11 protein-coding genes, 1 tRNA gene and 1 pseudogene are annotated in these 14806 nt (G+C 58.7%); 8 read left to right on the top strand and 5 right to left on the bottom strand.

What is annotated here, in order from left to right:
- The first annotated feature begins 11 nt into the window (after window positions 1–11).
- Genes BLT47_RS09555 through BLT47_RS05710 form a run of 3 tightly spaced genes read left to right on the top strand, consistent with a single transcriptional unit; the run spans window position 12 to window position 2255 of the window.
- Window positions 12–494, top strand: coding sequence for a LemA family protein (locus BLT47_RS09555; protein ID WP_083330099.1), 483 nt, complete (start codon window positions 12–14; stop codon window positions 492–494).
- Between the two features lie 16 nt (window positions 495–510).
- On the top strand, window positions 511–1989 hold the full coding sequence (locus BLT47_RS05715; protein ID WP_074662642.1) for a DUF2207 domain-containing protein: 1479 nt from the start codon (window positions 511–513) through the stop codon (window positions 1987–1989).
- Window positions 1890–2255, top strand: a complete 366-nt coding sequence (locus BLT47_RS05710) for a DUF2207 family protein (RefSeq protein WP_074662639.1) — start codon at window positions 1890–1892, stop codon at window positions 2253–2255. The genes BLT47_RS05715 and BLT47_RS05710 overlap by 100 nt, the downstream gene beginning before the upstream one ends.
- A gap of 196 nt (window positions 2256–2451) precedes the next feature.
- On the opposite strand, the gene BLT47_RS05705 is transcribed toward BLT47_RS05710, so the two are convergent.
- Both BLT47_RS05705 and BLT47_RS05700 read right to left on the bottom strand, forming a co-directional pair.
- Window positions 2452–3705 (bottom strand): SPFH domain-containing protein, encoded by a 1254-nt coding sequence (locus BLT47_RS05705; RefSeq protein ID WP_065419396.1) that lies wholly within the window; start codon window positions 3703–3705, stop codon window positions 2452–2454.
- A 98-nt stretch (window positions 3706–3803) separates the two neighbouring features.
- Window positions 3804–5336, bottom strand: coding sequence for a TFIIB-type zinc ribbon-containing protein (locus BLT47_RS05700; RefSeq protein ID WP_074662636.1), 1533 nt, complete (start codon window positions 5334–5336; stop codon window positions 3804–3806).
- 93 nt (window positions 5337–5429) lie between these two features.
- Here BLT47_RS05700 and BLT47_RS05695 point away from each other — a divergent pair, with 93 nt between their 5' ends.
- The 4 genes from BLT47_RS05695 to purH are packed head-to-tail and all read left to right on the top strand — an operon-like array spanning window position 5430 to window position 10637.
- Entirely contained in the window at window positions 5430–5654 is a 225-nt protein-coding gene (locus BLT47_RS05695; protein ID WP_074662633.1) for a hypothetical protein, read from the top strand.
- A gap of 54 nt (window positions 5655–5708) precedes the next feature.
- Entirely contained in the window at window positions 5709–6494 is a 786-nt protein-coding gene (locus BLT47_RS05690; protein ID WP_256332546.1) for an ABC transporter ATP-binding protein, read from the top strand.
- Between the two features lie 3 nt (window positions 6495–6497).
- A complete protein-coding gene (locus BLT47_RS05685; RefSeq protein WP_143021787.1) occupies window positions 6498–9020 on the top strand; it encodes an ABC transporter permease in 2523 nt (840 codons plus the stop codon).
- 48 nt (window positions 9021–9068) lie between these two features.
- Entirely contained in the window at window positions 9069–10637 is a 1569-nt protein-coding gene (gene purH, locus BLT47_RS05680) for a bifunctional phosphoribosylaminoimidazolecarboxamide formyltransferase/IMP cyclohydrolase (protein WP_074662623.1), read from the top strand.
- Window positions 10638–10942: 305 nt separating this feature from the next.
- On the opposite strand, the pseudogene BLT47_RS05675 reads toward purH, so the two are convergent.
- Window positions 10943–11437, bottom strand: a pseudogene (locus BLT47_RS05675) (6-phosphofructokinase); the annotation flags it as partial.
- Window positions 11438–11706: 269 nt separating this feature from the next.
- Here BLT47_RS05675 and BLT47_RS05670 point away from each other — a divergent pair.
- Window positions 11707–11949, top strand: a complete 243-nt coding sequence (locus BLT47_RS05670) for an IS30 family transposase (RefSeq protein ID WP_065415031.1) — start codon at window positions 11707–11709, stop codon at window positions 11947–11949.
- A gap of 803 nt (window positions 11950–12752) precedes the next feature.
- Here BLT47_RS05670 and BLT47_RS05665 read toward each other — a convergent pair.
- A tRNA-Thr gene (locus BLT47_RS05665) sits at window positions 12753–12828 on the bottom strand.
- Window positions 12829–13057: 229 nt separating this feature from the next.
- The gene (locus BLT47_RS05660) at window positions 13058–14620 is read right to left on the bottom strand and encodes an alpha/beta hydrolase (RefSeq protein WP_049618911.1); all 1563 of its coding nucleotides are present in this window, start codon (window positions 14618–14620) and stop codon (window positions 13058–13060) included.
- Between the last annotated feature and the right edge of the window lie 186 nt (window positions 14621–14806).

Below are 14806 nucleotides of genomic sequence, written 5' to 3'. Positions count from 1 at the left end.
AGAATTTCTTCATGATTACCAGTCTTCCTGCCCAACAGGGGCTGTCACGGAAGACACGCTCAAATCGCATGGTCTATTTAATCCAGCCCAGGCCACGGAGACCCAACGCTCTCCCACTTCTGTTACTAATCTCCCTATGCTCGTACCGGGCATTGACACGTGATGAGTTGAAAATTGAAAGTTTCGGGGGTGTCGACCGATATCGTGAAACGCTTCAAGAGATGCTCGATACAGCTCTCGATGAAGAAAACGCGCTCGCCGAAAACTACCCGGAGCTACGCGCGTCAGAAACCTACTCCTCGGCTATGAGCGCGGTGCAAAAGTATGAAGACAACGTCCGCTACTCGCGCATGATGTACAACGACACGGTCACCAAGCTTAACCGCTACCGGTCACAGTTCCCATCCATGATCGTCGGAGCACTGTTCGGCTTCCGCCGCGAAGAATACTTCGCAAACCAGCCCGGCAAAGCCGAAATGCCCACCTGGTCTTGAGAGCAGTGTCCTGGTTATGAGAGCACTGTGGGCGGCCCTCGTAGCCGCGTTCCTCATCATCACAACCGCTCCCGTAGCAGGAGCGTCCGAGATCTACACGATCGACATCGACGCCGAAATCCAAGCAGACGGCTCAGCCATCATTACCGACACGCGCACGTTCGAAGCCACGGAAGGTACCGAGCACTACATATCGTTCGGCAACCTGCGTGACTCTGACGTCCACAGCTTCTCCGTCGTGCTCGACGGCCAGCCACTCACCGACATCGGTGACTGGGACGTGAACGCAAGCCGTCGAGAAAAGGCAGGCAAGTCCGGCGTCGTCGACACGGGTGACGGTTACGAACTAAGCTTCGGCTTCGGAGAATACGGCCGCCACACAGCTGTTATGACGTACACCGTCACCAACTTCGTCTACACGCTCTCCGACGGCGCCCAAACAGTCTTCTGGCAGTTCCTGCCGCGAAACATGACCGATACAAAATTCGTCAGTATCTCGCTGCGCAACACCGTGGGAGTCACGCATACGCACGAAAACACGCGAATATGGGGATTCGGATACGAAGGCGAATCGGTAATCACTACCAACTCGCTACGGTTAGCCACATCCAAGCCGATCACATCCAACAACCACATGACGATGCTCGCCATCTTCCCCGAACCTCTCTTCACATCCAACGTCAATCGGCCCGAAGACACCGAGTCATTAATAAAGCGCGCGAAAGAGGGCTCCGATTGGGAAGACTCAAACCCTCTTAATGGGGATACCAACGACCTCTTTTCCAAGGCCATCACAGTGATTGGAGCGGTTGCAATCTTCGGGATCCTCGGCTATGTGGGCAGGGCCTTCTTGGTGGCGTTTTTGCGCGCGATTCGGCCGAAACGCTCAAAGTCGGCAGAGTATGTTCACAGTGGGCCAAGAACCCCCAGAGCCGAAAGCGAGTATTGGCGAGAAGTCCCTTACAACGGCCCGATCACAGACATCTATACCCTGCGCGGCTATGCGCTACCAGACCTCGCCACCGCACTATTACTCAAGTGGATTCACGAAGGCGCACTTCGCGAAGTGCAACACGAAGCAGGATGGGTGTTCAAACGCGAAGAAGCAGCCTTCGCCATCGTGCACATGCCCCAACTGCATTCCGACGTCGAAGCCACATACTGGGACTTCATCGTCCGAGCCGCGCGCGACGACGGCATCTTACAACGCAAAGAAATCGAAAAATTCACTCGTAAGAACACCTCCGAAGTCTCCAAATGGCAAACCGCGGCATTCAATTATTCCCGCCAACGCCAGATCGAACTCGGACTGTGCACGGTCGTCGAGAAAAAAGAACGAGTATTCTTCATCAATTACACAAAAAGGAATTCCCGCTCACACAAGCTGGAAAAGACATGCGCAACAAAATCGACGGCTTCAAAAACTATTTGCGCGACTTCTCGCTCCTCAACGAGCGTACAGCCTCAAACGTGCTCCTATGGGACGCATACATGATCTGGGCAGGCTACCTCGGCATCGCCGAAGAAGTCGCCAAACAGTTCAACATCACGGACCCCGCATACGCGCAACAAACCAGCATCTCGCCCACTGCCGTCGCCACAGGAACCTACTTCTCCAACAGGATGGACAGCGTCTACACCGACGCCACCACCAGCAGCTCCAGCTCGAGTAGTAGTTCCTCGTCGGGCCGCGGCGGATCGTCGTCGGTTGGCGGCGGAAGCGGCTCGTCCGGCGGCGGCTCAGGCGGCGGCATCCGATAATGCGCCAGCAGAATCGCTGTGCGGGTGCTCGCTTATGAGCGCTCGCACAGCGGCGTTTACGCAGGTCAAAGCCCAAATAAATGAATAGCGCATTGACCGCCTGAACCTACCCTCCACCTTGCTTGTGTTGGTGCCGCTTTGTGCATGGGTGCTCTTACCTCCACGCTTTCCGGGCGGCCCGCGCCGCGCCAGCGCGTTAGAGCCCGAGCATCCTCTTCTTGAGGGCCTCGTAGTCGGCTTCGGTGATGAGCTCCATCTCGAGCATCTTCTTAGCCTGGGTCAAAGCGGCCACAGGATCGGTTGCTTCGCCGTCCGCAGTACCACCAGCAGTGCCGCCCGCACCGCCGCCTGCAGTGCCACCTGCACCAGCGCCGGCACCAGAGTGACCGGCCGCAGCAGCAGCCGTACCAGCTGCACCAGCGCCGCCAACGGGCTGTTGCAACGCCGCGAGCCCGCCTGCCATTCCGGCGCCCATGCCAAACATGGCCAACCCGCCGCCGCCGGCCTCGCCGGCGGCCTGCACGCCCCGAGCCGCAGACTGTTGCAAGAATGCATTGCCACGTTGACCGGCTAGAGCGTCGGCCTTGCGCACGTCGGACAGTAGCTTGGTCGTGTCGGCGTCGTACTCAATAGCAGCGATCGCGACCGACGGGATGATAAGGCCAAACCGGCTCGTCCAGTGGTAGTTCTCCTCAACCGCGGCAGACAACGAACGGGCAAATCCAACAGAGTCAGCCTGCAGGTTCGCGATCCGCCCGGCACGTTCTGAATCGTTGGAGTAGCGCGAGAAAGCAGCGGCCAAGGAACCGACCAGCTCGGTGAAGAGCTGCTCGCCCACCGGGTTGTCGGAATCGGTGAAATCGAAAACCGGCGCGTCGGGCTGCAGGTAGGTGGCCGGCACAAGGTTTGTGATGAACAGGAATGGGTCGGAGATGCGCAGCGTATACGTGCCGCGTGCCACCGCGCCTACTTGCGTGCCTAGGAAGGCGTCGTCCCAATGGATCTGCGACTGGGTACCAAACCGATTCCCGGTGATTTCCTTGAGGTTCACGAAGATTGCCACGTGCTGTGCGCCGGGCTGGCCGCCGAACTTGAAGCGCTGCCACGACGTCGTCAGCGTGGGTGAGATCAGGCCGTCAACGAATAGCGTCTTCGCGTTTTGGTCGCCGGGATTCCACACGTATCCGCCGGGCTCGGCGATGAAGCTAGTGATCCGCCCGTCGATAAGCGTGACCAGGCCGTAGCCCTGTGGGACCACTACGCGCGAGCCGTTACTCACGATCGCGCGTGAGTGCCGCGTGTTCGAGCCACGCCCCGCGTTCTGCTCCTGCATGACGGCCGGGGCGAGCGCCGCCGTCGGCAGAAGATCGGCGGGAAGGGTGAGGAAGTCGAGCCACTGGTCGGCGAACGCGCCGCCAATCGCACCGGCGAATGCTTTGATGAATCCCATGTGCTTTCCTCTTCGTGGTGTCGGTAGTGGTTGAAATTCTGGTTGAGGTTCTGTTGTCGGTTCGCGACTAGCGCCTTCGTGGGCTCACACACGATGGGTCATGTGGGAGTGTGCCTGGTGATTGTTGTGCCTTCGATACGCATGCGGGGTTGGTGGTCGTTGCGATCTTTGATCTTGCTTTCCCACACGTCCGGATCGTTGTAGTCGAATTCGTCGAGGTGCGTGACGTCCCACAGCTGGGCGTTGGCCTCGTCTTCGAATGGGTGTGTGTCTTCGAGTTTCACGGTCCGCCGATACACCCACGTGATCGAGGTCAGCATGGTGAGCAGCGGTGCGGCTAGCGTGAACAACAGTGCGGCCAGGCCGAGGATCTTTGTTTCGCCTGGCATGCGGAAGAATCCGAGGTAGGTGAGGAACAGGCCGAGCAGGAAAGCGAGCAGCGTGAGGCCGCCGCTGAACGCCATGAGGGTCCGATAGGACACCGGCAGCGAGCCGTTGACCTTGCCGGTCCGTCCGTTGACGGCCACGTGGTAGTCCAACTCCGGCTCTTTCTTCGAGCTGGCGAACCGCGCGCTATAGACCCATACGGGCAGGTAGATGGCGAACCAGCGCGAGCCCACGAGGTCGATGTGCTGCTTGTCCCAACTTACACCCCGGTCGTAGTTTGCGAGGGTTGGACGGATGCGCTGGCGGCCGATGGTGCTGACTTGCCAGAGGACGACGTCGGTGAGGTCGTCGACGTCGCGCGTGCGCCGTTCGGACGTGTAGCCGCGCATGAGGTTCGCGTCGAAAGCGACGGCGTTCTCGGTATCGAACGGTTGGAGCGTGTTGAGAATATTGACGGCGCCCTTGGCTCCCACGCCTACGGCTGCGGCGAGCGTCTTAAAAGACGTGGCCAGGATGTTGAACCGGCTCGGGCGCTTTTCGTGGTAGCCCTCTGAGTACACGCTGTAGTCGGCAGACGATTCGACAGCCAGATCGTCGACTGCGATGTTGAACTTTCTCCCAACCTGATAGCTATCGACGTCGTATGACCTCCGCGACCCTTCCATCCCGCGTCCTTGCTGACGTTCCCCGCGTCCTTCGAGCGTGATCGTTGCATTCGCATCAACCACGACATACGGCAAGTACACTGCCCGCACGGCGTCCTTGTTGAATTGGCGGCGAAAACGCCCATCGACCCAGATGCCACCGCTGCGCAGGTGGCGTTTCATCGACTTGATTGCATCTTTGCGGCTGACTTGGAAGGGCAGGATGAGGTCGGGCACGATGCCGTTGGGGATCTGCCGGTTAATCGACAGGGTTTGGCGGCACCAGTGACATTGGGCTTGCAGAGTATTGTCGGTGTGGAGCACGATCTCGCCGCCGCAGCCTTGGCATTTAACCGTAACGAGGTCGGAAGCGTGCTTGTCAATATCGGAGGCGCCCAGCCCGATGTGCATGCCGGTAAGTTCCCGCACGTCGGTGGATGAGTGTTCGGCGACCGTTCGGGTGGTCCACGCGTTCTTGCAGTATGCGCAGGTGAACGTGCCGGCGTCGACCTTGACCTCAGCCGAACCACATCGCGGGCACTTGTTCAGTCCGTGATCGCGGCCCGAGAACGAGTCAATATATCGCGGAGTAGAGGCCACAGTCTCCCTTAGCTCATCGTTACCGTTGCCGAACCTTTTCTTTTAATTTAGCAACGCAAGGAGGAGAGTCGGCAATATTTCGGTAAACGGCAGGTGAACAGTTTGCCGGATGGGCGGGTTTGGCTGGGCCCGGCACCAAGCGCGGAGCTAATGATTAAGGATTTAGGGTTTGCTGCAGTAGGTTCGCGGGGTGAATGCAACATCGGTTTGATCTACCGGCTTCCCGACGAAGAAGTCCAACAAGCACAAGACGAAATCAACAACCGACCCCGTGCCATCCTCAACGGCATGACACCACCTGAGAAACTAGCAGAATAAATAAATGACGTATTGACCGCCTGAACCAACCAACTGTAACCTTAAAAACACACATTGGCTACATCATTGGAGCTATTCATGCTTTCAACTGCGGCGATAACTGAGGTCTCCCCCATCACCAACCCAATTATTAGCGTTCGCGGCTTGACGAAAACATTCGGCACCGGGCAGGCGCAGGTCCGTGCGCTACGCGGGGTCGACGTCGATTTTGCTCAAGGCCAGCTCACCGCTGTTATGGGACCATCTGGCTCTGGAAAATCGACGCTCATGCACTGTGTGGTCGGCCTCGAAGAGGCCACCTCGGGAACCGTTGATCTTGCAGGCAAGCGGGTCACGGATCTGAACGAAAAGGGGCTCACCGCACTTCGGCGCGACGAAGTGGGATTCATCTTCCAGTCGTTCAACTTGGTTCCCACTCTTAACGCGCGGGAAAACATCGAACTGCCGGCAACGATCGCCGGGCGCAAAGTAGACCAAGCAGCTTTCGACCACGTCGTGCGCTCTCTAGGAATTGAAGATCGGCTCACCCACCGGCCCTCCGAGCTGTCGGGTGGTCAGCAGCAGCGCGTAGCCTGCGCGAGGGCGATGGTAGGCAAGCCTGCCGTCGTGCTCGCCGACGAACCCACCGGAAACCTCGACTCGACGGCTACCCAGCAGGTGCTCGAGTTCTTGCGCCGCTCGGTTGATGAAGACGGGCAGACGGTCATCATGGTCACCCACGAACCTGAATCCGCGGCGATCGCTGATCGCGTGATTTTTCTTGCCGATGGCCAGATCTCTGGCGAGATTGTGAACCCCACGAAGGAACAGATCTTGGACGCGTTGAAGGAAGGCGAATAAGACGTGTGGAAAGTTACCCTTCGTGATGCGAAGGAGCATGTCGGCAGGTTCCTCATGTCCGTCATCGCCGTGACGATCGGCGTGGCATTCCTCTGCGGCACGCTCTCGTTACGCGACTTGCTATCGGCGTCGTTTTCTAACTTGACGACGTCTACATTCCGCGACGACGTCTACGTGTCTGGCCCGCAGATCGCAACCGATCCAATGCCGATTCACGGCAACCTAACCTCCGCTGATCTGGAGACGATCACGGGCGTTGATGGGGTGCGAGTGGCCTATCCGGTGCGTCAGACGATGGCCTACATTTATGACGACGACGGGAACCAGGCGAACATACCGGGGGCACCCGGGCTGGGATACTCGTATCAGCCAGACACGGACGACGCCCTAATTGTGGACGGGCGCGCCCCAACATCCGGCGAGATTATTATTGAACGTTCCGCCGCAACGCGAGCAGGCATTGAAGTGGGCGACCAGGTTCACCTCGTCATTGACGAACCGACAGCGGTAAAAGTCGTCGGCATTATCGAATACGGCACCCCGATGGCTGGCGCCTCCGTGATCTTGATGGACGACGCCGATCTCGTCGCCCGGATAGGCGAGGAGTTTTCCGAGGTCGCGGTGAAGATTGAGGATGGGGAAACAAGGGAGGTTGTCAAGGACCGGCTCGCCGCCCAACTACCCGCCGACTACGTCGTCCAAACCGTAGAGCAGACGCGGGCAGATACCGACGAGGCGGTCGGTGAAATCTTGGACATGGTCAACACTTTCTTGCTGGTGTTTGTGGTGATCGCGATTACGATTTCCACGTTCATCATCACGAACACGTTCACGATTTCAGTGCGTCAACGCCAACGCCAGTTCGCGTTGCTCCGTGCGATCGGTGCCTCGCCAAGGCAAGTGTTCCAGGCGGTCATGTTACAGGCGTTGCTCATTGGCCTCATCGGATCGATCATCGGTGCGGTTGTCGGGCAAGGTCTGTTACTACTCATCAAATCCGGGCTGGAATCGGTCGGCATGCCCCTGGGTGGCTCGGTGCTCGTCACCGGCAAAACTGCCATCATCTCGATTATCGCTGGCACTGTTGTCACTTTGCTTGCAACGCTGCTTCCTTCGCGGCGTGCCGCGCTCACGCCCGCAATTGAAGCGATGCGCGAAGGTAGCGGACAAAAAGAAAAACCGCTTGCCACGCGGACGATAATCTCGGCCGTCCTACTCGTGGCTGGCACCGTGGCCATGGTCATCGGTGCGGTCAACGGAACAGCGGCGCTGTTTGGTCCGGGTGTGGCGGCTATGTTTGTCGGAATCATCGGTGTTATGCCTGCGCTCGTCCACCCGATTGCGGGTGCGGCAGGCTGGATTGCTCGCAGGATCGCACCGGCAACTGGTGTTCTGGCTTCGCGTTCGCTCACTGCCAGTCCGCGCAAGACAGCCACGACGTCGGTGGCGCTCGCGATCGGCGTGGCTCTCGTGTGTGCGGGAAGTTCGGTGGCTGCCTCGCTAGAAAAGACGATCTTCGAGAACGTCGACACGGAGATTTCTGCTGACATTTTGGTGACCACACACATGCAGGTGCAAAACGGTCCGGAGATCGCGAAAGAATTCGAGAAGATCCCCGGTGTGGCAACCGTGGATGCGTCGATGACGAACGGATGGGCCGTAGCTAGCCCGGTCAGCGCACAGGAGCCAAGTACCGCGACGGTGATGGCGGGCGCGTCGTCGGCCAAGGCCATCGGGTCATTGGGTATGAAGTTCGTGGAGGGCGAACCGGACGTGTTGGAATCCGGTCAAGCTGCGGTGTTCGATAACACGGCCGCGAGCATCGGCGTCGGCGTCGGTGACGACATCGCGCTGACCTCTCCAGATGGGATGGTCGTCGTGAAAGTGGGTGCCATTATCGAAACCGGCACGCTCACTTTCGGCCAGCCACAGATCGTGTTGCCTGCGCGCCTTGCACAAGATCTGCAGCCTGCCCAGTCACATAATCCGCTCATTGCCGTGTTCGTCGAAGACGGCGCTGACGTTTCAGCTATCAAAGCTGAGATTAACGATCTGGTGAAAGACCAGTACGTGTGGCTTGTCTCAGATCGGGGCGATATGAAGAATATTGCCGGCGGCCAGGTCACTATGCTGCTCACCATGTTGTATGCGCTTCTTGCGCTGTCGGTGGTGATCGCCGTGATCGGCGTCGTCAATACGCTCACGCTGTCGGTGGTGGATCGCACACGCGAAATCGGGCTGCTCCGCGCCGTTGGCATGCAGCGTTCGGGCGTGCGGCGCATGGTGTTACAAGAATCGGTGATTATTACCTTGCTTGGCACTTTGGTCGGGGTCGTGTTCGGCACGGCGCTAGGGCTTGGGCTCACCCGGTTTATGGCCGACGACGTCGCCACCACCTACGTCATTCCGTGGCAGGCGATCGGAGTAGTGATCGTGGTTGCTCTGATCGTGGGCGCGCTGGCCGCGTTCTTGCCGGCCCGCAAGGCCGCCAAACTGGACGTGTTGGATGCGATTGCCGAGGACTAGCCTCGCAGTTGTGTTGGTGGCGAGGGCATAGACTGGGCGCAGTGATCGTTGGAGGTTATTGTGGCGAAACGTGCGCTAATTTCGGTATTCGACAAGACGGGCATCACCGAGTTCGCCCGGGTGTTAGCCGGCGCGGGGTACGAGCTCGTCTCGACCGGCTCAACGGCTGGCGTGATCGAATCTGCAGGATTCGACGTGACGCTCGTGGAAGACGTGACGGGATTTCCGGAGTCTTTCGACGGACGGGTCAAGACTTTGCATCCGCACATTCACGGCGGGATCCTCGCTCGGCGTGACGTGCACGGCGAGCAGATGACCGAACTTGGTATTGAGCCGATCGATATCATCGTCGTCAACCTGTATCCGTTCGCCGGGGCAGTGGCGAGCGGGGCAAGCCACGCCGAGTGTATTGAACAGATTGACATCGGCGGGCCGGCGCTCATTCGCGGGGCGGCGAAGAATTATCGCGACGTCGCCGTCGTCACTGATCCTCGTCAATACGATCAAGTGGCAGCGGAGCTGGAAGCGTCCGGCACGGTCAGCGATGGCCTGCGTGCCGAATTGGCCGCTGCAGCATTCGCGCTCACGGCCAGCTACGACGAGCAGATCGCTCGCTGGTTCGCAGACCCAGACGTGGCCGATAGTGAAGCAGCCGGTGGCGACGAATGCGCGCTTCCTCAGACGCTTACAACCACATGGCACAAAGAAACCGACCTGCGCTATGGCGAAAACCCGCATCAGCCGGCAGCGTTGTATCGGAACGCCTCCGGGGTCGGGCTCGCGCACGCCCAACTGTTGGGCGGTAAAGCCATGAGTTTCAACAATTATCAGGACACGCAGGCAGCTGTCGACGCGGTCTTCGACCACGAGCAGCCCGCCGTCGCCATCGTCAAACACGCAAACCCGTGCGGAGTTGCGATCGGTGCTGACGTTCGCGAGGCACACGAGCGCGCCCACGCCTGCGATCCTGTGTCGGCCTACGGCGGCGTCGTCGCCGCGAACCGCCCCGTCACAGCAGCACTGGCCGAGCAGCTCGCGCCCATCTTCACCGAAGTGATTGTCGCACCAAGTTTTGACGACGACGCGCTCGCGATCTTGCGCACGAAGAAGAATCTGCGGATCGTTCAGACGGGCTCGAATTATGAGCGGTACGGCGTCGTGCCGATTAGCGGCGGCGCGCTCATCCAGGAACGCGACATGGCGTACGCGAACCTGGACGACTGGGAGCTCGTGGCCGGCCAACCCGCTGATCCTGCTATGCGAGCTGACCTCGAGTTTGCCTGGCGGGCAGTGCGGTGCGTGAAGTCGAACGCGATCTTGCTTGCCGACGGCGGCGCAACAGTCGGTATCGGGATGGGGCAAGTAAGCCGTGTGGACGCCTGCCTACTTGCTGCCATGCGCGCGAACACTCTCACCGACCACGAGCGTGCTCGGGGAAGCGTGGCAGCATCGGATGCGTTCTTCCCATTCCCAGACGGGGTGAAAGTGCTGGCTGACTATGGCGTGCGAGCTGTGGTGCAACCAGGCGGGTCGATCCGCGACGGCGAGGTTATCGCCCTCGCACAGGAGGCCGGCATGACCATGTACCTCACGCACACCAGACATTTCGCGCACTGATGAGCGGGGACCCGGTAGTTTCAGATTCGCGTACACCGAACAAGTTCCCGCCAGCGGGCGTCTACGCGCTCGGTCTGCTGTGGTTGGGCATCATTGTCGCGCTTGCGTTTGCTGTCGACGTGAAAACCGCGGCCTACGTGCTGGGCGGCTCCCTTATCGCCTACGCCGGTGCTCGGGCAATCTTGCCGACGGGAGCCATCCCACGCGTGCGTTCTCGAAGATTAACGACGCCGGGATCGCCCTCGTTTTCGCGGCGCTCCTGTTTGTGCTTGGAAGCTGGGGAAACACTTTGCCGGTGTAGCCGGCTAGTCGTCCACCACGAGGTGCAGCTGGCGCAAGTCGAGATCAGCCGCTGAATCGGAGACGACGTAGACGATGTCTTTCAGCGGTAGATACCACGGGTCGTAGGGCAGGCGGTCGTCAATGTCGATCAGTTCGTTCATGTGCGCGATTGGCCGCGCTTCGATTTCGCCGTCGATCATGCCCACGTGGTAGGACACGTGCCGGCCGGCGTCAAGAAGCTCCTGAAGTTTCGTCATCGCCGCGTCCACGAGCCGCACCGCTAGCGTGCGATCGAACGGTGAAGGGTTCCCGCCTTGCTGGGCGTGCCCAAGCACAACCGAACGCACATCAAACAGCTGATTGCCTTCCTGTTCGAAAAAGTTGCCCATGACGTTCGCGTTGTAATACTCTGACGCGTTCTCGTTACGGACCACAAGATAGAGTTGGCGTCCGGATTCAAACGAGCTGATCATCTTCTTCGTGTCGCGTGCCAGCTGGCTGAGCGTCACGCCGTCTTCGTAAAGATAAACCTATTCAGCGCCGGGCAGATTGTTATCGATCGACGTGGGTACCAGCATCATCGGGATTTTGAACGCCGGGTAGCGGTCTTGTTCGCGTTGCATCTCGTAGGCCGCCGTGGGTAGGTTCGCGGGGTGAATGCAGCATCGGTTTAATCTACCGGCTTCCCGCCCGTCGCGATTCACCTACCGTGATCGAAGCGTTGAAGGTGATGATCAAAGACCTGCCAGCGAAAATGGTTACCTTGACCTGGGATCAAGGAGCGTAAATGGCTGAAGTTCATGACTTCGAGATCGACTCCAGAGTCAAGGCGTACCTCGCTCACCCGAATTCACCATGGAAACGCAGATCAAACGAACGCTACAACCGCTTCATCCGTGAGCACTTCCCCAAAGGAACCGTCTTCACCTGCATCACCGACGAAGAAGTCCAACAAGCACAGGACGAAATCAACAACCGACCCCGTGTCGTCCTCAACGGCATGACACCACACGAGAAACTAACAGAATAAATAAATGATGCATTGACCGCCTGAACCTACCCACTGCTATCGGTACCCATAGAGATATTGACTATGGAAGCTTTAGCACTCTCCTCCCCCGCAACGGCTTGCGGTATCGCGGCTGGTACCAGCGCCATGCTGGCCACGGCTACCGCTAATCCGGCAGCACATAATTTTTGTGAAGCTCGCTTGCCAGGGTGGTTAAGGCGCCCACGCTGAGGACGCCGCAGAACAGTGGAGAGATTTGTAAGCATGTAGCGAATCCATTCCCGACGAAACTGTGCATGATTCAGCTGCCTCAGCATAACAATCGCGGTTGTGAACATTTTTCACAATTGCCTTTTTAGCGCCACAAATTGGCGCACAGTAACTTGCAATTCATCTTCTCAGCGATGCAAAGTTTGGCGAATACTCAAGGATTTTCCGGCGCCCTCACCCCGGACTAAAGCACTAGACCGCAATCCTAAAAGTGTGACGGACCCCTCGCGCGAGGTTTTCAAACTGCAAGATTTCAGGCACGGGCCCGTACGCACCCATTTAGAACTTTCGTCCCATGCATTGCCGGCGCTATCTTGCGGATCTACACCTGGACGTTCCTGCCGGCTTCCGCACAACCGCGCAGCCGATGCCTGAGGATAAAACTGGTACCGAGAACATAACTGGTAAAACCGGCGCCCACGCATGGTAATGACCCAGCAGTATTACCGCCCAAAATCCGCCATTTTCAACGCGGGTTATATCAAAAGCGGGGTAGATATAAGCGGTTGTAACAGAACGTGCTCACAACAAACGCGCTCATATCAAAAAGAAAATGGAGCCACCTGAGAGAATCGAACTCTCGACCTATTCATTACGAGTGAATCGCTCTGCCGACTGAGCTAAGGTGGCCTGTTGCTTCGTTTACCTGTTGGCTAGATACCGTTGGTTAGACGAAAGCACGCGTATAACCTTAGCGATAGGTTCACCCTTCCCGCAAATATTTTGGAGTGGTATTCACAACTCCAGGCGGGAAGGCTCCACGCGGGAAGCCGCCGCCCGCGCACTGGACACCTTCCGCGCGGGCGGCACGAACTTCACTGCCTTACTGCACTTACTGTGCTTTGTGCTTACCGCGCCATTACTGCGCCGGGCAGGTTAGGCCGTCTTGGGGCACGGTGCCCTCGAGCAAATACTTATCGAGCGGCGCGGCAATGCACTGGTTGTCCGGGTTATAGGCGGTGTGGCCATCCCCTTCATAGGTTACGAGCACTGCCGATTCCAAGGCCTTCGCCAGGTTTTCCGACCACTGATAAGGCGTGGCCGGATCGTAGCGGGTTCCTACTACCACAACTGGCGGAGCTCCCTTCCCGGTGAAAGGCCCGGGCACAGCATCCGGATGGTAAGACCAGAATTTGCACGAGTCACTACCAACGTACATGGCCCCCAGAATGGGGAAGTCTTTAGCTTTCTCTACTCCCGCGGCTAGTTCTGCTTCGGTAACAGCCGGGTAGTCCGCGCAGTTGATCGCAAAGTTTGCTTCCGAAGAATTGTCGTAGCTGCCGTCCGGTTTACGCCCAACAGTCAAATCGCTCATCAGCTGGAAAGTGGAGGCGTCATTGTGTTTTTGCATCGCGCCGAAAGCGGTACGCGCGATCGGCCAATAGTCCGGGTCATACATGGTAGTGACCAGCCCGGTCATGACTTGCCCTTCGTTTACTGGCCGGCCCGGTTCACCTTCATAGGGTTGGGTTTGCGCGCGGGCCAAAAGTTCCTGCATTTGCGCGATGCCTTCATCCACAGTCCCGTGGAAGGGGCAGTCTTCTCGCGTCAAACAATCTGCCATGAACCGCCGGAAGACGGTTTCAAATGCCGCGGTTTGCTCCACCGACATTTCCTGAATACCCAAACTGGGATCCACCGCGCCGTCGAGAATCATCCGCCCCACATTTTGCGGGTAGTACTCCATATACTGCGTGCCGAGCAAAGTACCATACGAGTACCCCACGTAAGTGAGCTGCTCCTCGCCAGTGAGCGCGCGCATCACGTCCAGATCGCGAGCGGCTTGGTTAGTGCCCACATAAGGTAGCAGTTCCCCGGATTGCGCATCGCATCCCTTGCTGAGAGTTTGCAGATCAGCGTCAAGTTTTTGCGGGGTTTCCGGATCGTCATCCGGGTAGCTTGCGGTAAGTACGCGGTCTAGTTCGGCATCGCTCAGGCACTTTACCGGGGTAGATTTGCCCACCCCGCGCGGGTCGAAGCCCACGACGTCGTACGCCGCCAATACTTTATCCGAGAAGAAAGCGTTGATCCCGTCTACCATTTCGATCCCGGAACCACCCGGACCTCCCGGGTTCACGAACAAAGTGCCAATTTTCTTGCCGGAGGCCACGCGTTTCTTCATGGCCACGGTAATAGTTTTACCTTCCGGCTGGGCGTAATCGAGCGGCACTTGGATATCGGTGCACTGTGCCGCAGGCCCGCAGTCTTTCCACTCCACGGGCTGGTTATAAAACTCTTCGAGACCTTCCGGGATCGGCCCGGCGGGTATCTGTGGCGATTCAGCTCCGGCTTGCGGGCCGGGCGCCGAAGCGCTCGTTTCCTGCTTATCTTTCCCGTACAGGGCTCCCGTGCCACAACCCGCGAGCGCGAGGGGCATAACCAGGGCCACAAGGGCGGTTACTGCGGCGGCTTTTTTCCTCATACGTAGACGATATTAGACTTTCGTTCCCGCCGCGTAGTTCTCCACAAAGCGTCGTTTCCACAGGGACGTTTCCGCGCGGCCCTTACCACCCGGGTAGCGTTCGCGCCCCGTAACTTCTCACCGCATCCAGCAGATCGACCGGGTGCCCACCACCAGCCTCCCGCCATTACCCAGCCAACCGGGCGC

The organism is Actinobaculum suis, assembly GCF_900102025.1.
GTDB lineage: Bacteria > Actinomycetota > Actinomycetes > Actinomycetales > Actinomycetaceae > Actinobaculum > Actinobaculum suis.
This window is presented reverse-complemented; position numbering and strand designations above follow the sequence as displayed.